Source organism: Deinococcus aerolatus (assembly GCF_014647055.1).
GTDB lineage: Bacteria > Deinococcota > Deinococci > Deinococcales > Deinococcaceae > Deinococcus > Deinococcus aerolatus.
This window is the reverse complement of record NZ_BMOL01000001.1, coordinates 78,687-97,498: the sequence shown is the minus strand read 5'-3', so window position 1 is coordinate 97,498 and position 18,812 is coordinate 78,687. Positions and strand designations below refer to the sequence as shown.

At 67.2% G+C, this 18,812-nt stretch carries 20 protein-coding genes; 10 read left to right on the top strand and 10 right to left on the bottom strand.

Annotated elements, in window-relative coordinates:
* The first annotated feature begins 77 nt into the window (after positions 1–77).
* Positions 78–575 (top strand): PaaI family thioesterase, encoded by a 498-nt coding sequence (locus IEY31_RS00480; protein WP_188967938.1) that lies wholly within the window; start codon positions 78–80, stop codon positions 573–575.
* A gap of 102 nt (positions 576–677) precedes the next feature.
* Here IEY31_RS00480 and IEY31_RS00475 read toward each other — a convergent pair whose 3' ends face one another.
* Complete coding sequence (locus IEY31_RS00475; RefSeq protein ID WP_188967936.1) at positions 678–1,133, bottom strand: response regulator; 456 nt, start codon at positions 1,131–1,133, stop codon at positions 678–680.
* A gap of 127 nt (positions 1,134–1,260) precedes the next feature.
* Here IEY31_RS00475 and IEY31_RS00470 point away from each other — a divergent pair, with 127 nt between their 5' ends.
* Positions 1,261–2,493: a sensor histidine kinase gene (locus tag IEY31_RS00470; RefSeq protein ID WP_188967934.1), complete on the top strand. Its 1,233-nt coding sequence runs from the start codon at positions 1,261–1,263 to the stop codon at positions 2,491–2,493.
* Positions 2,494–2,560: 67 nt separating this feature from the next.
* Complete coding sequence (locus IEY31_RS00465) at positions 2,561–3,388, top strand: HAD family hydrolase (RefSeq protein WP_308424298.1); 828 nt, start codon at positions 2,561–2,563, stop codon at positions 3,386–3,388.
* Positions 3,389–3,644: 256 nt separating this feature from the next.
* On the opposite strand, the gene IEY31_RS00460 is transcribed toward IEY31_RS00465, so the two are convergent.
* The gene (locus tag IEY31_RS00460; protein WP_188967932.1) at positions 3,645–4,229 is read right to left on the bottom strand and encodes a PsbP-related protein; all 585 of its coding nucleotides are present in this window, start codon (positions 4,227–4,229) and stop codon (positions 3,645–3,647) included.
* 138 nt (positions 4,230–4,367) lie between these two features.
* On the opposite strand from IEY31_RS00460, the gene IEY31_RS00455 reads away from it, so the two are divergent.
* Positions 4,368–5,300, top strand: coding sequence for an SMP-30/gluconolactonase/LRE family protein (locus IEY31_RS00455; RefSeq protein ID WP_188967930.1), 933 nt, complete (start codon positions 4,368–4,370; stop codon positions 5,298–5,300).
* A gap of 49 nt (positions 5,301–5,349) precedes the next feature.
* On the opposite strand, the gene IEY31_RS00450 is transcribed toward IEY31_RS00455, so the two are convergent.
* Positions 5,350–6,774, bottom strand: a complete 1,425-nt coding sequence (locus IEY31_RS00450; RefSeq protein WP_188967928.1) for an ATP-binding cassette domain-containing protein — start codon at positions 6,772–6,774, stop codon at positions 5,350–5,352.
* 75 nt (positions 6,775–6,849) lie between these two features.
* On the opposite strand from IEY31_RS00450, the gene IEY31_RS00445 reads away from it, so the two are divergent.
* Both IEY31_RS00445 and IEY31_RS00440 read left to right on the top strand, forming a co-directional pair.
* Complete coding sequence (locus IEY31_RS00445) at positions 6,850–7,770, top strand: SPFH domain-containing protein (protein ID WP_188967926.1); 921 nt, start codon at positions 6,850–6,852, stop codon at positions 7,768–7,770.
* Between the two features lie 2 nt (positions 7,771–7,772).
* Positions 7,773–8,243, top strand: coding sequence for an NfeD family protein (locus IEY31_RS00440; protein ID WP_188967924.1), 471 nt, complete (start codon positions 7,773–7,775; stop codon positions 8,241–8,243).
* Positions 8,244–8,357: 114 nt separating this feature from the next.
* On the opposite strand, the gene rpsI is transcribed toward IEY31_RS00440, so the two are convergent.
* The 3 genes from rpsI to dgt all read right to left on the bottom strand — a co-directional run bounded on the left by rpsI (position 8,358) and on the right by dgt (position 10,583).
* Positions 8,358–8,759, bottom strand: coding sequence for a 30S ribosomal protein S9 (gene rpsI / locus IEY31_RS00435; RefSeq protein ID WP_188967922.1), 402 nt, complete (start codon positions 8,757–8,759; stop codon positions 8,358–8,360).
* A gap of 2 nt (positions 8,760–8,761) precedes the next feature.
* Positions 8,762–9,220, bottom strand: coding sequence for a 50S ribosomal protein L13 (gene rplM / locus IEY31_RS00430; protein WP_188967919.1), 459 nt, complete (start codon positions 9,218–9,220; stop codon positions 8,762–8,764).
* Positions 9,221–9,455: 235 nt separating this feature from the next.
* Positions 9,456–10,583 (bottom strand): dGTP triphosphohydrolase, encoded by a 1,128-nt coding sequence (gene dgt, locus IEY31_RS00425; protein WP_188967917.1) that lies wholly within the window; start codon positions 10,581–10,583, stop codon positions 9,456–9,458.
* Between the two features lie 111 nt (positions 10,584–10,694).
* On the opposite strand from dgt, the gene IEY31_RS00420 reads away from it, so the two are divergent.
* The 4 genes from IEY31_RS00420 to IEY31_RS00405 all read left to right on the top strand — a co-directional run bounded on the left by IEY31_RS00420 (position 10,695) and on the right by IEY31_RS00405 (position 14,280).
* Positions 10,695–11,171, top strand: a complete 477-nt coding sequence (locus tag IEY31_RS00420) for a peroxiredoxin (RefSeq protein ID WP_188967915.1) — start codon at positions 10,695–10,697, stop codon at positions 11,169–11,171.
* 2 nt (positions 11,172–11,173) lie between these two features.
* Positions 11,174–12,277 (top strand): winged helix DNA-binding domain-containing protein, encoded by a 1,104-nt coding sequence (locus IEY31_RS00415; RefSeq protein ID WP_229723222.1) that lies wholly within the window; start codon positions 11,174–11,176, stop codon positions 12,275–12,277.
* Between the two features lie 42 nt (positions 12,278–12,319).
* Positions 12,320–13,678 (top strand): phosphoglucosamine mutase, encoded by a 1,359-nt coding sequence (glmM, locus tag IEY31_RS00410; RefSeq protein WP_188967913.1) that lies wholly within the window; start codon positions 12,320–12,322, stop codon positions 13,676–13,678.
* Between the two features lie 86 nt (positions 13,679–13,764).
* Positions 13,765–14,280 carry a hypothetical protein gene (locus IEY31_RS00405; protein ID WP_188967911.1) on the top strand — a complete coding sequence of 172 codons (516 nt, stop codon included), beginning with the start codon at positions 13,765–13,767 and terminating at the stop codon, positions 14,278–14,280.
* A gap of 78 nt (positions 14,281–14,358) precedes the next feature.
* On the opposite strand, the gene IEY31_RS00400 is transcribed toward IEY31_RS00405, so the two are convergent.
* From IEY31_RS00400 to IEY31_RS00385, 4 genes are all read right to left on the bottom strand, one after another.
* Entirely contained in the window at positions 14,359–15,486 is a 1,128-nt protein-coding gene (locus IEY31_RS00400) for an LLM class flavin-dependent oxidoreductase (RefSeq protein WP_188967909.1), read from the bottom strand.
* 126 nt (positions 15,487–15,612) lie between these two features.
* A complete protein-coding gene (locus IEY31_RS00395) occupies positions 15,613–16,467 on the bottom strand; it encodes a carbohydrate ABC transporter permease (RefSeq protein ID WP_188967907.1) in 855 nt (284 codons plus the stop codon).
* Between the two features lie 13 nt (positions 16,468–16,480).
* Positions 16,481–17,419 carry a carbohydrate ABC transporter permease gene (locus tag IEY31_RS00390; RefSeq protein WP_188967905.1) on the bottom strand — a complete coding sequence of 313 codons (939 nt, stop codon included), beginning with the start codon at positions 17,417–17,419 and terminating at the stop codon, positions 16,481–16,483.
* Positions 17,420–17,503: 84 nt separating this feature from the next.
* Entirely contained in the window at positions 17,504–18,742 is a 1,239-nt protein-coding gene (locus tag IEY31_RS00385; protein WP_188967903.1) for an ABC transporter substrate-binding protein, read from the bottom strand.
* Positions 18,743–18,812: the final 70 nt, after the last annotated feature.

The following is an 18,812-nucleotide window of genomic DNA, read 5'->3' as shown; positions in this document are numbered from 1 at the left end:
CACCCTCGGCCCACGTCCCCTTCTCCTTGAACCCAGAAATCAAACCCGGTTCAAGAATCCAGTTCCCAGAGGTCTCTATGCCTGAATCCACGCTGCACTCCCCCCTGCCCCCGCAAGCTGTCCAGACTGTTCAGGCCGCGTTGCACGCCATTCCCATGAACGCCACCGTGGGCGTGACCATCACTGACGTCGGCGTGGGCTGGGCCACTGGAGAGTGCCCCGACACGCCCGCATACCACAACCACCTGGGCACCATTCACGCCGGGGCGCAGTTCCTGCTGGCCGAGGCGACGAGTGGAGCGGCGTTTGCCGGGGCGTTTGCGGCGCACATCGCCGGGGCTGTGCCGCTGATCGAGCGGCTCGACACGCATTACGTGGGCCGCGCCCGTGGGGGCCTGAGTGCCCGCGCTGAGGCCCGTGCCGGGGACCTGGCTGCCGCCCTGGAAGCCTATGCCACAGACGGCAAGGCCCGCCTGACCGTTGCTGTCAGCGTTCGTGATGGCGAGAACAAGGAAGTGATGCGGGCGGTGGCGCACTGGTACCTGCGCTCCATGGCCACGCTGCGCGGAAACTGACCGGCGGGCTGCCCTCCCCTGTGACCAGCCACAAAAAACTCCCCAGCAGGGTGGGGCGGGGACGTCGACGAGGCGGGTGGTCGGCTGGGCCGCCGCTCAGGCTCAGCGGGCCACGCGGCTCTGGATTACCTCTTCCAGATTGGGCAGGCGCACCAGCCCACGCCAGTAGGCCCGGATGGTTTCCAGCACGTGCATGTATTCCTGGTAGTTGCCTGGCTTGACCACGTATCCGCTGATGTGCTGATCGTAGGCGCGGTGGATGTCGGTAGGGTGCTCGGACGTGGACAGCACCAGCACCGGAATCGAGCGGACGTCGGGCAGCATCTTGACCCGCTCCAGAAACTCGTGTCCGTTCATGATCGGCATGTTCAGGTCCAGCACGATCAACTGGGGGCGGGACCCCGGCACAGGGTCGCACAAGTAGGCCAAGGCTTCCTGACCGTTCTGGACATGGTGAACCTGGATGTCCTGGTCCTGCTCGGCCAGCATGTCCTGGAACAGTAGCGCGTCGGCCAGTTCGTCCTCGACCAGCAACAGTTGAAAGGGGGCGGGACTCATGAAATCAGACTAATAATCGGGTGAAGCAGGAATCGTTGTCCAGTTGACAATGTAATGCTCTCGCAAAGAAAGGCATGAATGCGGGCCGTGTTGCGGGTTGATTCCAGTGCGGGTGTTACCTTGAGGAATGCTCCCCACCTCGCCGCCTGAACGCTTTGCACTGGCGGCTTTCGATGCCTTGCTGGCCAACATCGCCATTATCGACGGGACCGGAGTCATCGTGGCCGTCAACCGGTCCTGGACGGTCTTTGCGTGCAACAACGGCGGAACTGGCGAGGATCTGGGGACCAACTACCTGAGGGTCTGCGACGCGGCGCAGGGGGAGGACAGCGGCGATGCCCGCGCCATCTCGGCGGGAATTCGGGCGGTGATGGCCGGTGAACTGAGGCTCTACGAGCTGGAATATCCCTGTCACACGGCCACCGAGCAGCGGTATTTCCTGGCCCGCGTGACCCGCTTCGAACAGGACGGGGAGTGCTTTGCCCTGGTGGCCCATGAGGACATCACCCGCCGCAAACTGGCGGAGCTGGAGGTCACGTCCCTGAACGCCTCGCTGGAGCGGCGCGTCCTGGAACGCACGAAGGCCCTGGAGGCCAGCGAGGAGATTCTGCAGAGCGTGAACCGCGAACTGGTCAACCGCAACGAGGAACTCTCGCAGTTCGTGTACGTCGCCAGCCACGATCTGCAGGAGCCGCTGCGGACGCTGGGGGCCTATACCGACATCCTGCGCCACCGCTACCGGGGCAAGCAACTCGACGAGCGTGCCGACGGCTACCTGGACCACATCACCGAGCAGGTGGGCCGCGCCCGCCGACTGGTGCGCGACGTGCTGGCGCTGACCACCGTCAGCGAGGACGCCCCGCGCACCGCGACGGATCTGGGGGAACTGTCCCGGAAGGTACTGGCGGACCTGCCGTGGCCGTCAGACGCCGAACTGCAGATTTCCGAGCTGCCGCCGGTCTGGGCCAACCCACCCCAGATGCGGCAGCTGCTGGACAATCTGCTGGGCAACGCCCTTAAATTTCATGGGGCCGCGCCGCTGCGGATCGAGCTGAGTGCCGAGCCGGACGGCAAACTGCATCTGTTCACGCTGCGCGACAACGGCATCGGGGTCGCGCTGGAACACGCCGAGAAGGTCTTCGGCATGTTCCAGCGGCTGCACGGGCGCACCGCCACCGGGGGCAACGGCATCGGGCTGGCGGTGTGCCGGCGGATCGTGGAGCGCCACGGCGGCCGCATCTGGATCGAGGCCAACGCTCAGGGCGGCACCGACCTCCGGTTCACCCTGCCCGCGGTTCAGGACACGGCGGTTCTGGAGACGGAACAGCCCGGGCCTGACACTCAGGTGCCGGCCAGGTAGCCAGGCCGCTGCGCTTCCCTGGCCCCGCTCTCCTTTGGCCCGGCCGGTCTTTGCTACGCTGCCGCCCGTGACCTCTCCCGATTCAGCCCCGACCCGTCCCAGCACCGCACCCCCGGCAGGTGTGCCGCTGCTGATGGCCTTTGATCTGGACGGCACCCTGATCACCGAGCAGGGCCGGGCGGCGGACGCGGCCACCGCCCAGGGGCTGGCCCGGCTGCGGGCGGCGGACGTCAGGCTGGCGATCATCACCGGGCGCGATACGGCCCCCGACGCCGTGATGGACGCCATGCAGCCCGACGCCGTGGCCACCAACAACGGCGGGCGCATTGTGGTGGGGGGCGAACTGCACACCGAGGCCCGCTTCACGCCCAGGGACCTGGAGGCGGTGCTGGCCCATGAACTGACGGGCGCGCGGACCGTGCTGTTCACCGCCGAGCGCCTGTTCGTGGACCTGCCGCGCGGCACCGAGCCGGAACCCTGGATGATTGCCCGCAACTTCGGCCCGCTGAACGAGGCGCCTGCCGGGGACATCCTGAAAGTCGGCTTCTACCACCCGCAGGTGGCCGGTCTTGCCCGGCGGCTCAGGGAATCTCACCCACACCTGGTCCTGACCGGCGCACAGGACCCCTATGTAAGTTTCCTGACCGTCACGCCGGAAGGGGCGCACAAGGGCGCAGCCCTGACCCTGATCGCCGACGCGCTGCGGCTGCCGCACGGGCGCGCGGTGGCCTTCGGCGACAGCGACAACGATGAGGCCATGCTGGAGGTGGCGGGCTACGCCGTGCAGGTGGGCACGCTGCCGCTGCTGGCCCGCCACGCCCACACCCGGCTGGAACGCCAGAGTGATCTGGGCGCGTACCTGAACGCCTGGGCAGACCGGCTGGAGCGCGAATAGCGAAGAGGGCTGTCGTACTGACTCCGATTGAATCGTTTGTAAAAACGATGGACATCCGAGCGAAGCGGGCGGGAGTAGAACGGGTTCCGGGCGTGAAGTTTGCAAATCGGCGCGTTCCCGATTTGTAAGCGAAACAAATGGAACCCGTAATCACGGCCTGTCTGGGCGGCTGAACCAGTCCGTGGGTCTGCATAGAATTGCCCCCTGCTCAGTGGAGGGGGCATGTTCGGGGGGTGAATGCCGGGCGGGCCAGGGCCTACTTGGCGGTCAGGGCAAAGCTGTCGACAATTGCGCGCCCGCTGTCCAGCAATGCCTCGGGCGTGCCAGTGGGGGTCACCAGGGTCACGGTGTACAGGCGGTTGTTCTTCAGGGTCAGCACCTGGGTCCAGCGCACCTTGCCGCCGTCGCCGTCGCCGGTGTAGCTCCACAGGATGGCGTTCTGGCCGCTGACCCGGATGGTCTTCTCGCCCAGCATTTTCAGGTTGGGGACCACGCTGGGCATCTTGCTGGCGTTCAGATCGCGGACGTCGGCCAGCGTGGCCTTGAGGTCCGCCGGGATATCCTGAACGACCACGGTCACGGTGGGCCGCAGCTGCCCCACAGTCTTGTTGACGAAAGCCACGTCCACATTCGGCACGTTTTTCAGTGGGGTCCAGCCGCCGGGCACCTTGATGCTGTAGCCCTGGTTGCTCGTCACGGTGATGGCCTCGATCACCCGCTGGGGTGCCGGGGTGGCCGCCGGGGCCGGTGAGGAGGCGGGAGCCGTCTGGGCCAGCGCCACAGGCAGGGCGGGCAGGGCAAGCAGGGCAAGCAGGGCGAGGGTCAGGGCAAAACGCGTCATGCGCGGAGAGTAGTGCGTCAAAGTGAGGCGAGTCTGACTGGGGCGGCGCTGGTCGATCACGTGTTGTGGGTTACTTTCTGAACCTTGCGTCAACGCGGAACGCAACCCAGTCCCCCACAGATCCATATAACTGGAAGTATGAAAAAATTACTGACTGCCGCTGCCCTGACCGCGACCCTCGCCGCATGTGGTGTGCTGGGCCTGCCGCCGGGTGGGGTGACCAGCTACACCCTGCCCGGCAACGCCGTGTTCCCGGAGGGGATTGCCCACCTCGCGGGGAGCAATACCTTCTACGTGGGCAGCACCACCGATGGCACCGTTTTCAGGGGCACGCTGGGCCAGAAGGACACGCAGGTCTTCCTGCCGCCTGTGGCCGAGCGCCCGACTGCGGTGGGCATGAAGGTGGACGCACAGAACCGCCTGTACATCGCGGGCGGCGGCAGCGGCAAGCTGTTTGTGTACGACACCGTGAGCGGGTCGCTGCTCAAGACCCTGACCACCCCCGCGGCCCCGGCCACCTTCCTGAACGACATCACGCTCACGCCCGACGCGGCCTACGTCACCGATTCGCAGCGCCCCGTCCTGTTTCGCGCCGCCCGCACGGCCTCTGGCGTGGGCGACATGGAAGCGTGGCTGGACTTTACAGGCACGGCGCTGCAGTACCAGACGGGATTTAACCTGAACGGCATCGCCTCCACGCCCGACGGCATGACCCTGATCGTGGTCCAGAGCAACACCGGCAAACTGTTCCGCATCACCGTGGCCGACCGGTCCGTGACCGAGATCAACCTGAGCGGGCAGACCGTCAAGAACGGCGACGGCATCCTGCTGGACGGCCAGACGCTGTACGTGGTCCGCAACGCCGACGTTATCATCGTGCCCGTCACCATGTCTGCCGATTTCAGCCGGGGCACCCTGGGCACGCCGTTCAGTGACCCCACTCTGCGTTTCCCCACCACCATTGCGCAGCAGGGCAAGCGGCTGCTGGTGGTCAACGCCCAGTTCGACAAGCGTGGCCCAGGCCTGACGCCGGAGCTGCCGTTCACGGTCTCGGACATCGCCATCAGGTAAACATTCCCGGAGAATGAAGAGGCAGGGGAGCTGCACGCCGGCCCCCTGCTCAATCTGCCGAAGCCACGGACAGACGCGATAGCGTCGCCACCCGTCCACCGTCCAGATGCAGGTGGTGTGTCAAGCCATCCGGCGCGTCGCTGTCCCGGTGGGCGATGACCATCAGATGGGTGCCTCCGCGTACCAGCTCCGGCAGCAGCGCCGAGAAGCGGGCGCGGCTCTCGCCGTCCACGAAATCCAGCCCCTCGTCCAGAATCAGCAGGGTGGGGGCGTGGGCCACCGCGCGGGCCAGCAGCAGCCGCCGCAACTGTCCCTGTGACAGCGTTGTTGCCTGGCGCGGCAGGAGGGCGAGCAGATCAAGCTGAGTTGCAAGTTCATGCACCCGTTCCAGCTCTGCCGCGCTCAGTTCCGCCACAAAACCCTCGGTACCGTGCCACGCACTGGCAATGATGTCCTGTCCGGTCCAGTCACGCCGCTGGCGGATGCCCAGTTCGGCCCCGACAAGGCCCACGGTGCGGCGGCGCTCGGTCAGCAGGTCGCGTGTCAGGTAGGGGCGCGTCACGCTTCCGCCCAGCGCGGGGTACAGCTCTCCGGCGATCACGCGGGCCAGGGTACTCTTGCCGCTGCCGTTCTCGCCGGTGACCAGCCAGTGCTGCCCCGCTTCCCACGTCCAGCCCAGCGGCCCCAACGCGCGGTGGCCGTTGCGCCAGACCTCCACATCCTCTAAACGGATCAAGTCTCCGGTACCGGGCGGGATGGGCAGACGCAGGCGAGGCGGGAGAGAGGGCAGGGTGGCCTCCTCCTCACGCACCTGTCCGCCTTCCACCCGCACCGTGCGCCACGGCAGTTCGGGCGCCTCGTCGGGGCGGTGGGTAGCCAGGACGATGGCGACGCCGGAAGCGTGAACGTCCTTCAGCACGCGGCCCAGCTCTGCCCTTGCCCCCACGCTCAGGCCATCGGTAAATTCATCCAGCAGCAGCGCCTCGGGCCGGGGCATCAGCGCGCGGGCCAGCACCACCCGCCGCCGCTGCCCGTGGCTGAGGGTGCGGAAGTCGCGTTCCAGCAGCGACTCCAGCCCAGTCAGGGTCACGACGTCCGACAGCCGCGCCTCCGCGTCCGGCGTGGCCTGCCACAGCCGCAGGGTGTCGCCCTCAAAGGCCGCCAGCAGCACGTCGCGCACGCTCTGCGCCCAGTCGCGGGTCAGGTAGAACGCCTCAGCATCCGGGCCCACCACCGACAGGCTGCGCCGCGCCCGCACCGCCGAGTTCTGCCGCACGCCGTTCAGGCCGTAGCTGCGCTGGCCCAGCACCGGCGAGACCTCCCCTGCCAGCAGGCGCAGCAGCGTGGTCTTGCCGCCGCCGTTGGGGCCGAACAGACGCAGGGCCTCACCCCGTTTCAGGCTCAGGTTCACGTCTTCCAGCAGGGTGCGGCCCGCGGCCCTCACCGTCACGTCCTTCAACTCCACCAGCGTCATTGCAGACGAGTCTAGGGCCTTGTGGCACGGGAACCTTCCGCGCGGCCCCCTCGTAGTGCTGTCAGGAGGAACTTCATGGGCCCACTCATCGTTATCGTCGTTCTCGTTTTACTGGTGCTGATCACCCTGCTGGCGGGGGTCAAGAGCGTTCCGCAGGGCTACGAGTGGACGCAGGAACGCTTTGGCAAGTACCAGCGCAGCCTCAAGCCCGGCCTGAACCTGATCATCCCGTACATCGACCGCATCGGGCGCCGGGTCAACATGATGGAACAGGTGCTGGACGTGCCCAGCCAGGAGGTCATCACCCAGGACAACGCCCTGATCACTGTGGACGGCGTGGTGTTCTATCAGGTGCTGGATTCGGCCAAGGCCAGCTACGAGGTGCGTAATCTGGAGCAGGCCACCCTCAACCTGACCATGACCAACATCCGCACCGTGATGGGCGGCATGAGCCTGGATGACCTGCTGAGCAACCGCGACTCCATCAACGCCCGCCTGCTGGCCGTGGTGGACGAGGCGACCGAGCCGTGGGGGGTCAAGGTCACGCGCATTGAGGTCAAGGACATCCGCCCGCCGGCCGATCTGGTGGCCAGTATGGGCCGGCAGATGAAGGCCGAGCGCGAGAAGCGGGCCAACATCCTGGACGCCGAGGGCTTCCGTCAGGCCGCGATCCTCAAGGCCGAGGGCGAGAAACAGGCCGAGATCCTGAATGCTGAGGGCCGCCGTCAGGCCGCCTTCCTGACCGCCGAGGCCCGGGAGCGCGAGGCGGCGGCAGAAGCCGAGGCCACCCGCATGGTCAGCGAGGCGATTGCTTCGGGCAACGCGCAGGCCATCAACTACTTCATCGCGCAGCGCTACGTCGATGCCCTAAAGGACATCGCAGTTGCCCCCAACCAGAAGACCCTGATTCTGCCGATCGAGGCCACCAGCATCCTGGGCAGCCTGCAGGGCATCGCGGAGGTGGCGAAAGAGGCCTTCGGCGGGACCAAGCGGTAGGTATGACAGACTTGCTGCCGACGTTTGAGCGCGTCCTGCCCGGCCACTGGTGGGTGCTGGGCGCGGTGCTGCTGATGCTGGAAGTGGCCGCGCCGGGCATCTTCTTTGTCTGGCTGGCGCTGGCCTCCTTTGCGCTGGGGCTGGTGGTGTTCGTGCTGCCGCTGGCCGTGCCGATTCAACTGGCGCTGTTCGCCGTCCTGAGCGTCGTGGCCGTGTTCCTGGGCAAGCGTTACGTGGGCAGGCTGGCGCTGGGCGGCCAGGAGGGTGACCGCCTGAACACCGGGGCTAGCCGTCTGGTGGGCCGCACCGTCACCGTGACCGCCGCCATCCAGAATGGAACGGGCCGCGTTCGCGTCGGCGACAGCGAGTGGCGGGCCACCGGCCCCGACACCCCGGAAGGTGCCCAGGTCCTGATCGTGAGCGCCGAGGGCACGACGCTGGCGGTGCGGGAAATCAGCGGGACGTGGGTGTAGGCGCGGGGCTGCGCCTCTCGACACGCTGTCTTTCCCTGATGACACGCCTCTTCGAGATCACACCAAAAAAAGCCCCTCCACAACGTGGAGGGGCTTTCTCGTTGAAGTCTGGCTTCAGCGCTTGCTGAACTGGGGCGCGCGGCGGGCCTTCTTGAGGCCGTACTTCTTGCGCTCGACTTCGCGCGAGTCGCGGGTCAGCAGGCCCGAGGGCTTCATGACGGCGCGGAAGTCGGGGTTGACCTTCAGCAGGGCGCGGGCAATGCCCAGCTTGATGGCGTCGGCCTGGCCGGTGGGGCCGCCGCCGGTCACGGTGATTAGGGCGTCGTAACGGCCTGCCGTGCCGGTCTCGCGGAAGGCCTGCAGGGCGTGAACGGCGCGCAGCAGGCCACGGAAGTAGCTCTGGAACTCCTTGCCGTTGACGATGATCTTGCCTTCGCCGGGGCGCAGGAACACGCGGGCCACGGCGGTCTTGCGGCGGCCCGTGCCGTAGAACTGTTCAGGTTGCTGAATCGCCATGATTATTTGACCTCGTTATTTTTGGTGCGGGCAGTGTTGGTGATGGCCAGGGCCTGCGGGTTCTGCGCGACGTGCGGGTGACGTTCGCCGGCGTAGACCTTCAGGCGGTTGTGCATGGAGCGGCCCTGGCGGCCCTTGGGCAGCATGCCGAACACGGCGTGCTCAATCACGCGCTCGGGGTGCTTGGCCAGCCCCTGACGGGCGGTTTCGCTCTTGAGGCCGCCCTGGTAGCCGCTGTAGCGGGTGTAGACCTTGCCGTCGAGCTTGCCGCCGGTCAGCGCGATCTTGGATGCGTTGACCACGATCACGAAGTCGCCCTGGATCATGTTGGGGGTGAAGTCGGGGCGGTGCTTGCCACGGATGCGGCTCGCCACGACGGTGGCCAGGCGGCCCAGCGGGATGTCGGTGGCGTCTACCACAATCCAGTTCTGCTCGTCATTTTTAGGAACAAAGGTTTTCACGGCTGTACTCCGGTCATCTGTGGGATTTGGCGGCGACACGCCCCGGCCTTCATGGGGGAAAGGTTCGTGCGTGTCCGGGTGCCTGCCCGGCTATCCGCGCCCTACCAAGCGCAAGACACTAAAGGTCAGGCTATCAGATTGAGACTGGGGTGGGCAAGGGGAGGCTGACGGCAACGGATGCCTGGAAATTTTTTCAGGCGGACGGCTGGATAGACGTGGCCTGGACATGCGGCGCCTAGAAATGCGGAGCATGCTGCGCGGGGGGCACGATACTCGCGTGCATGTCGAGCGCGTAGCGGTCTGTCATGCCGGCCAGATAGTCGCAGACCACGCGCGGCAGGGCCTCGGCCCCAGCGCGCTCCCGGAACTGCGGCGGCAACATGCTGGGCCGCCCCGTGAAAGCGTGGAACATCGTGGTCAGCACCCGGCTGGCCTGCTCCACCTGCATCTCCACGCGCCAGTGGCGGTACAGGTTGTCCTTCAGAAAGATGCCCGTGTCGCGCAGCAGGGCGCGCAGCGGGGGGCTGTAGGTGATCAGCCGGTCCGGCAAGGCCCGAGCCGCGGCAGCGCTGCCCACGCCGCTCGCGGCAATCGCCGCGTCGCTGGCCGCCGTCAGGTCGCTGATCAGCCAGCCCAGCAACTCACGGTGCAGGGTTCGCCGCTGCCCCTCCGAGAGCACCGGGCCGTCCACGCCGGCCCGCCGGGTCAGCTGCTGCCACAGCGGCAGCTCCAGCAGCCCGGCGTGGGACAGCAGCCCGCTGCGCAGGCCGTCGTCCAGATCGTGGGCGGTGTAGGCCAGGGCGTCGGCCGCGTCCACCAGTTGGGCCTCCAGGCTGGGCGGCCCCAGCCCGGCGCGGCGGTGTTTGTTCAGGCCGTCCAGCGTGTCCAGGGTCAGGTTCAGGCCAGGATGGTCCGGCCTGGGCTGTTCCAGCACCGAGACGATGCGCCGGGCCTGGGTGTTGTGGTCAAAGCCGCCGTGCCCGGCCATCAGGGCGTCCAGCACCCGTTCCCCGGCGTGACCGAAGGGTGGGTGACCCAGATCGTGTGCCAGGGCCACAGTCTCGGCCAGCGTCTCGTTCAGGCCCAGGTTCAGCGCCACCGAACGGGCCACCTGCTGCACCTCCAGCGTGTGCGTCAGCCGGGTGCGGTAGTGGTCGCCGCTGGCGTTCAGGAACACCTGCGTTTTGGCCTCCAGGCGGCGGAAGGCGGTGGTGTGCAGCACCCGGTCCCGGTCCTTTTGAAAGGCGGTGCGCGTTCCGCTCTCGGCCTCCGGGTATTCCCGGGCGCGCGCGTCGCGACTCAGGGTCGCGTAGGGCGCGAGCGTCTGCGCCTCGCGGGCCTCCAGATCGGCGCGGCTGAGCATGTCGCAAGTGTAGGGCAGGCGGGGGGTGGTCAGAGCCTGTCTTCACAAAGCTTCAACCTCGCAGCCGTCCGGCCCACTGCACGGCGCATCCCACCCCCCTAAAATGCCGGCATGAAGCCCGCCGTTCATCAGGCAGCCCCCGAGTTCACGCGTCGCAGCGACGACGGACGCACCGTCCGTCTGTCGGCCCTGCGTGGGCAGTGGGTGGTGCTGTACTTCTTCCCACGTGCGGGGTCGGCCGACTGTTCTATAGAGGCCCGGCGCTTCGAAACCGCCCTGCCCGAATTCGAGCGCCTCAACGCGGTCGTCATCGGCGTCAGCGCCGACACCGAGGCCCATCAGGCCCGTTTTCGTGACACCTGCGGCCTGACGCACCCCCTGATTCCTGACGGTGACAGGGTGCTGTGCCGGGCGTACGGCGTGGTGCGCGGCCTGGGCGGCCTGCTGGGCCTGACGGCCCGCGTCACCTTCCTGATTGATCCGCAGGGCCGCCTGGCCCATCAGCACCGCAACGCCAACCCGGCGGGCCACGCCTCGGCCATGTTGCAGGAGCTGGAGCGGCGGGCCGGGATGGTCCAGGCGGGCTAGCAGTGGCTGTCCTCACAGCCGCCGACCTGCGTGCGGCGGCCTTCCGGACCCTGACGCCGCAGCTCTCGCTTCAGGCGGCGCTGGACCGCATGGGCTTCTTGCAGGCCGATCCCATCCGTGCCCCGGCCCGCGCCCAGGACCTGACGCTGCTGGCCCGCGTTCCTGGCTACCGGGCCGGCGAGCTGGAACGCCGCTACGCCGAGCTGGACGCCGAGGAGGACATGATTCCCAACTACGGCTTTGTGCCCAGGGCGGTCCAGGCGCTGCTACACCCGCGTGAAGTCGCGCCGGGCCGGGTGGAGCGCGAGCATCCCGCCCTGCTGGAGGAGGTCCGTGTCCTGTTGAACGGAGGTGAGGAATTGCATCCGCGTGCGCTGGCCGCCGCGCTGGGCCGGGGCCGCACCGTCAACGCCTGGGGCGGGCAGTCCAGCATCAGCACCCGCATCCTGGGGGCGCTGCACTACCGGGGCGAGGCCCGCGTGACCCGCCGGGTGGGCGGCGTGCGCGTGTACGGCCCCGCGCCGCATCTGGCCGCCCTGCGCGCGCGTCCGCTGCCCGACGCTGAACGCCTGCGCCGAACTGTGCATCTGCTCGCCGCCCTGTACGGCCCGCTGCCGGAGGCCAGCCTGCGCTATCTGGTCAGCCTGTCGGGCTTTGGCCTCCCGCACCTGCGCGGCGGGCTGAAGACGGCTTTCACGGTGGCGGTGAGAGAGGAGCTGGCGGGCGCGAGGGTGGACGGCGTGTCCTACGTCTGGGGGGTGGACCACCCACCGTCCGACGCACCTGTCCCGCGCGGCGTACGAATCGTGGGGCCGTTCGATCCGCTGGTGTGGGACCGCCGCCGCTTTGAACACCTGCATGGCTGGCCCTACCGGTTCGAGGCGTACACGCCGGCCGCCAAGCGCACGATGGGCTACTACGCGCTGCCTGTGTTTCAGGCCGGACGGGCGGTGGGCTGGGCCAACCTGAGCGTTGGTGGGGGAGAGCTGAGTGCCGATCTGGGCTTCACCCCTGGCTTTCGCCAGACCGCTGCCTTTCGGAAGGGGCTGGCGGCCGAAGTGCAGCGCTACCGGGCCTTTCTGACCGGGCCGGCCTTGCCAGAATGAGTGAGGTGTGTAAAGCACTCATGACGCTATGATCGGAACCATATGAGTGATGGCGAGAGAAAGTATTTCGGCACCGATGGCGTGCGGGCCGTGGCGGGCGAGTTTCCCCTGACGGCTGCGTGGGTGATGACGCTGGGGGCGGCGGCGGGTGAGGTGCTCAAGCGCCGCTCGCGGACCGGCAAGGTCAACGTGGTGATCGGCAAGGACACCCGCCAGAGCGGGGACATGCTGGAAGCGGCCCTGGCGGCGGGGCTGACGGCGCGCGGCGTCAACGTGATTCACGTGGGCGTGCTGCCCACCCCCGGCGTCAGTTACCTGGTGCGGCAACTGGGGGCCGATGCGGGCGTGGTGATCAGCGCCTCGCACAACCCGTACCAGGACAACGGCATCAAGTTCTTTGGCCCGGACGGCCAGAAGCTCAGCGACGCCACCGAGCATGAGATCGAGGCGGCCATCGACGACGTGCCTGGGCTGGTCCCGGTGACCGGCGTGGACCTGGGCGGCGTGACCAACTCCACCGAGGCCGAGCGGATCTACATTCAGTACCTGACCTCGCACGCGCCGGACCTGAGCGGCCTCAAAATTGCGCTGGACTGTGCCAACGGCGCGGCCTACCGGGTGGCCCCCAAGGTGTTCCAGGCGGCGGGGGCCGACGTGTTCGCGGTGTACACCACCCCCGATGGGCGCAACATCAACCGAGGCTGCGGCAGCACCCACATGGATCACCTCCAGACCATCGTCCGCAACGGCGACTACGACCTGGGCGTGGCCTTCGACGGCGACGCGGACCGGGCGCTGTTCGTGGATTCACGCGGCAACGTGGTTCATGGCGACCATATGTTGCTGCTGAACGCCCGCGCCCGTCCGGCGGCGGCGGTGGTGGCGACCATCATGACCAACATGGCGCTGGAGGTGAAGCTGCAGGAGGCGGGCATTCCGCTGGAACGCACCGCTGTGGGTGACCGCTACGTGCATGAGCGCCTGCATTCCAAGGGCCTGCAACTGGGCGGCGAGCAGAGCGGGCACGTGCTGTTTCTGGACGTGTCGCCCACCGGTGACGGGGTGCTGACCGCGCTGCTGACCCTGGCCAGCATGAAGCAGCTGGACACTACGCTGGACGTGCTGTTCGACGAACTGACCATGTATCCGCAGACGCTGGTGAACGTGCGCGTGGCCGACAAGAAGGCCATCGCCCGCGACGAGGGCGTGCAGCTCGCGGTCTCCCGGGCCGAGGCCCAGCTGGCCGGGCGGGGCCGCGTCAACCTGCGTCCCAGCGGCACCGAGAACCTGATCCGGGTGATGGTGGAGGGCCAGGACGCCGCCGAGATCCATGAGATTGCCCGCGTGCTGGCCGCCGTGGTAGAGGAACGTGGACTGAGCGGCGCGGCAGCTGTCCAGTAATACCCCCCGTTTCTGACGGTTGTCGTCAGTTCCGCCGCGCATGGCTCTCATTGACCCTGGGCACAATGGCGTCAGGAGGAACTCTCATGAACAACACCCAAGGTACGAAGGCGCTGGTGACTGCGCTGTTGGCCGCTCCCCTGCTGGCGCACAGCGCAGGCGCGCAGAACTCCCCCCTGAAAGTCACGGCATCCACCCTGCTGGTGGCTGAGGTCAAGGAGGACGGCAAAACCGTCGAGAAGCTGACCGACACCGCCAACCGGGGCGTGGCGCCGGGCGACCTGTTGCAGTTGCAGCAGCGCGTGGAGAACACCAGCCGGGTGACGGTCAAGCAGATTAAGCTGAACATGGCGGTGCCGGCGGCCACGTCGTTCGTTGCGCAGCAGTGCAGCGTGGACGGCGTGACGGCGCTGTTCAGCATCGACGGCAAGAGCTACGCCGCAGCGCCTCTGAAGAAATTCGTAACCGTCACCGAGAACGGCCAGGACGTCAAGAAGGAAGTGACGGTCAACCCCAGCGAGTACACCAACGTCCGCTGGCAGCTGCCGGATCTCAGGGGCGGCGAGTCGGTCACCTGCTTTATCCGGACCAAGGTGAAGTAAGCCCTCTGGGGCAGACGGGGGGAGGCGCGGCAGCAATGCGCGCCTCCCTCCCGTCTGTGGCTCCCGTCTGTGGCGTGGTCAGGAGACGGGGGCCACCCTGTCCGTGTGAATGGCGCGGGTCTCCTCGGCCCGGCCCCTGAGCAGCGGCATGACCAGTTCCCCGAACCGGCGGGCTTCTTCCAGGTGCGGGTAGCCGCTGAAGATAAACGACGAGAACCCCATGGCCTCATAGCGGCGAATCTTGTCGGCCACCCCCTGCGGGTCACCGATCAGGGCGACGCCCACGCCGCTGCGGGCCATGCCCACGCCAGCCCACAGACCCGGCTCGACCATCAGGTCGGCGTCCAGATTCTTGACCATGTCGATCTGGCGCTGCTGGCCCACGCCGTCCACATGAGCGTGGCTGGCGACAAAGGCGGCCCGCACCTCCGGGTCCACCCGGCTGATCAGACGTTCGGCAGCCGCCCTCGCCTCGGCTTCGGTTTCCCGCACGATGACGTGGGTTCGCAGGCCATAGCGTAGCGTTCGCCCGGCCTTCGCGGCCAGCGCCTGCATCTGGGCCATGCGCTCCCGCAGCATGTCCTCGCGCTCGCCCCACATCAGGTAGACGTCGGCCAGCTCGGCAGCGATGCCCTGGGCCACCGGGGACGCGCCGCCGAAGTAGATGGGAATGGGCTGCACCGGGGCGGGGTCAAGGACAGCGTTGTCAAAGGCATAGATGTCGGACCTGAAGGACTGGGGCGGCGGCTGGGTCCACAACTGGCGCAGAATCTGAATGAATTCGCGGGTGCGCTCGTAGCGCTTGCCGTGGTCCTCGAAATCGCCGTACATGGCGTTCTCGGCGGGACTGCTGCCGGTCACGATGTTCAGGCGCACGCGCCCCGGAAACAGGTTTTGCAGCGTGGCGAGCATCTTGGCGTACATGGCCGGCTGGAACATGCCGGGCCGCACCGCGATGAGAAGCGCTGGATCGGTGGGCGCCGTTTTCGCCAGGGCCGCCACCGCCGCCGTGTAGTTCTCGTGTTCGCTGTGGTAGTTGGTGGCGGTGAGCAGCGCGTCAAAGCCCGCCTCACCCGCCGTGCTGATCAGGCTTTGCAGGTAAGGCAACGTGGGCTGACGCGGCATCTTGTTCCTCGTGCCGATGAATTCGCCGTCGCGCGACAGTTGCAGAAACCACAGGAATTCGGATTGGGAGGGCTGGGTCATGAAAGCTCCTTTGGAAGGCAAGTGGCGTGTGGCCCGTGGAACGGGAGGGGCAGGCGGGGAGGGCCGCAGTGTGTTTGCTCGCGGGCGGCTGCATCGCTCGTCAATAGCTGTTGACTGTCGCCACCGCTACGCCTTGACCCCCCCTGCCGTCAATCCGGCCACGAAGCGGCGCTGAAATACGGCGATCAGGGCCACCAGAGGAATGGTGGCGATCACCACGGCGGCGGCAATCAGCGGCCACGGAAAGGCGAATTCACCCTGGTACAGCGTGACACCCACGCTGACCGTGCGCATGTCCAGCTTGGTGTTAAAGCTCAGGGCCAGCAGGAACTCGTTCCAGGAGTTGACGAACACCAGAAGCGCTGCCGTGACCATGCCCGGCGCGGACAGCGGCAGCACCACGCGCCACAGCGCCCCCAGCCGCGAGGTGCCGTCGATCATCGCCGCTGCTTCCAGATCGCGCGGGATGGCGCTGAAAAACGCCACCAGCGTCAGGATCGCCACCGGCAGGCTCAGGGCGGCGTAGGGCAGAATCAGCGCGGGGTAACTGTTGAGCAGGTCCACGCTGCGGAACAGCCGGAACAGCGGCACCAGCAGGCTGACCACCGGAAACATGGAAAAGGCCACCACGGCGGTGAGCAGCGCGCCGCGCCCCCAGACCTGAAGGCGGGCCAGCGCGTAGGCCGCCGGCACCGCTACCGCGATGCACAGCAGCGTGCTCAGCAGGCTGACGGTCATGGAATTGAAGAAGAAACGCGCAAAGGGCTGCTCGCTGAACACGCGGACGTAGTTGGCGGCGTCCAGCGCTCCCGGAAGGTACTGGACCGGAAATTTTTGCAACTCGGCCTCGGTCTTGAGGCTGGTCAGCAGCATCCAGACCAGGGGAAAGAAGCCGCCCACGATCAGTGCGCCCAGGCCCAGGGTGCGGCCCACACGGTCCAGCAGGCCCAGGCGTTCAGGCGCGGCGGTCTCGCCACTCATATGCTTGCCCCCCTCATGTGCTGGCCCCGTCGCGCACGAAGCGCACGTATACGGCGGTCACGGCCAGACTCACCGCGAACAGCGCCACGCTGAGGGTGGCCGCGTAGCCGAAGTCCAGAAACTCGATGCTGGTGCGGTAGATGTACACGCCCAGCGTTTCCAGCAGCCCCTGCGCCGGAGCCTGCTGGATGAAGGTGTAGGGAATATCGAACACCTGCACGGCGCTGATGGAGCGGAAGATGAAGGCAACAGCCAGGCTAGGGGCCAGCAGCGGCAGGATGATGCGGAAGAACGACTGCGCGCGGGTGGCGCCGTCCACCTCCGCCGCCTCGGTGAGGTCGCGGGGAATGCCCTGCAACCCTCCCAGCACGATCAGCGCCACGAAGGAACTGGTTTTCCAGACGATCGTGACCACCATTGCCAGCACCGCTAGCCCCGGCGTGCTGAGCCAGCGCAGCGGCTCCTGAATGACCCCCAGCCGCACCAGAATGTCGTTGAAGACGCCGTACTGCGCGTTGAACAGCCACGCGAAGATCAGGCCGGTCATCACCGGCGGCATGGCCCACGGCAGCAGCAGGGCCACCCGTGCCAGCCCCCGCACCCGGCTGGGCGTGTGGGCCGCCAGCGCCATCGGAATGCCCACCAGAAACGAGCCGCCCACCGTCAGCACCGCGAAGAACAGCGTGTTTCGCAGCGCCGTGCCGAAGCGCGGATCGCCGAACATCTGCACGTAGTTCTTGACGCCCACGAAGGGTTGCCCGTTGAACGGTTCAGTCAGCTTGTTGAAATAAAAGGAGTCGCGGAAGGTGGTCAGCATCGGGAACAGCAGCACGCCGCACAGCAGCAGCGCGGCAGGCAGCAGCAGCCAGAAGGCCAGCCGTCCCTCGCTGGCCTCGCCGTGCCTGGGCCTCCTGCGCCGGGGCAGCGGCGCGGCGATGTTCTTCTGGGTCATGGGCGCTCCTTCAGGCTGCCCCAACGAACCTGCCCCCCGCTGCAACGTGGCTCCAGACGTGGGGGCAGGCGGGGCAGGCAGAACCTACTTCAACAGCGGGGACAGGTCGCGCTGCATGTCGCTCAGGGCGGCGTCCACAGTCTTGCTGCCCGCCACGGCGGCCGAGACGTTGTTGCGGATGATCTCGCTGACCTTGGGGTAGTTGGGGGTGACCGGGCGCGGGCGGGCTTTGAGAATCACCGGATACAGCGCCTTGAAGTGCGGATTGGCGGCCAGCACGGCAGGGTCGCTGTACAGGCTTTTGCGGACCGGCAGGTAGGCGCCCTTGACTGCCATCTCACGCTGGATGTTCACGCTGGACATGAACTGCAGCAGTTTGACGGCCTCTTTCTTGTGGTTGCCGTAGGCGTTGACGCCCCATTCCCAGCCCCCGGTGCAGGTGGCGCTGGGATTCTTGCCGAAGGACGGCAGCGCGGCCACGCCCACATTGCCCTTGACCTGGGTGGGCTGCGGGCTGTTGCCCTGGAAATGCGCCCAGGCGTAGCTCCAGTTCAGGCCCATGGCCACGTCCCCGGCCTGGAACTGCTGGCGCGAGTCGTCGGTCTTGATCTCGGCGCTGGCGGCGGGTGACAGCCTGGATTTGACCGAGTTCACCAGGAAGTTCAGGCCCTGCCGGCCCGCCGCGCTGTTGACGTTGCTGGCGTCGCCGCCGCCGGTCCACAGCGTCTCCAGGAAATTGCACACGGTGCCCTCGATGGGCGCCCCCTGAAAGTTGAAGCCCTGCATCTTGCCGCCCTCGCCCTTCTGGATTCTGGTGGCGGTGGCCGTCAGTTCGTCCCAGGTGGTGGGGACCTTGGCCTTGTACTTGGTCAGCAGGTCCTTGCGGTAGTACAGGAACTGAGCGTCGGTGAAGGCGGGCATGGCGTACAGCTTGCCGCCGTAGGTGGCCGCACCCACCGGGCCGGGCAGGAAGGACTTGAGGTAGGCGTCGGCCCCGCTGATGTACCCGTTGAGCGGCTCGGCCCATCCGGCGGCAGCGAAGGTGGCGGTCCGCACCACATCGATCAGGAAGATGTCCAGGGTGTCGTCGCGCGCGGCCAGCACGGTGGTCAGATACTGGTTCTGGGCCTCGCTAGTGGCGCCGCCGGTCTCGATCTTGACCTTGATGTCGGGGTTGGCGGCCTCGAAGCGGTCAAACAGCGGCTGGAAGATCTCCGGACGCTGCTGGCTGCCCATGAACACGGTCAGGGTGGTGGCGGCGCTGGCACTGGACAGCAGGCCGGCGGCGCTCAGGGCGGCAGACAGAACGAGGCGGGTACGCATAGGTAAAACCTCCAGAGATGGGGCGCCGCAATGACGCCAGTTCAGTTAACGGTTCGATTAAAGTAGCACT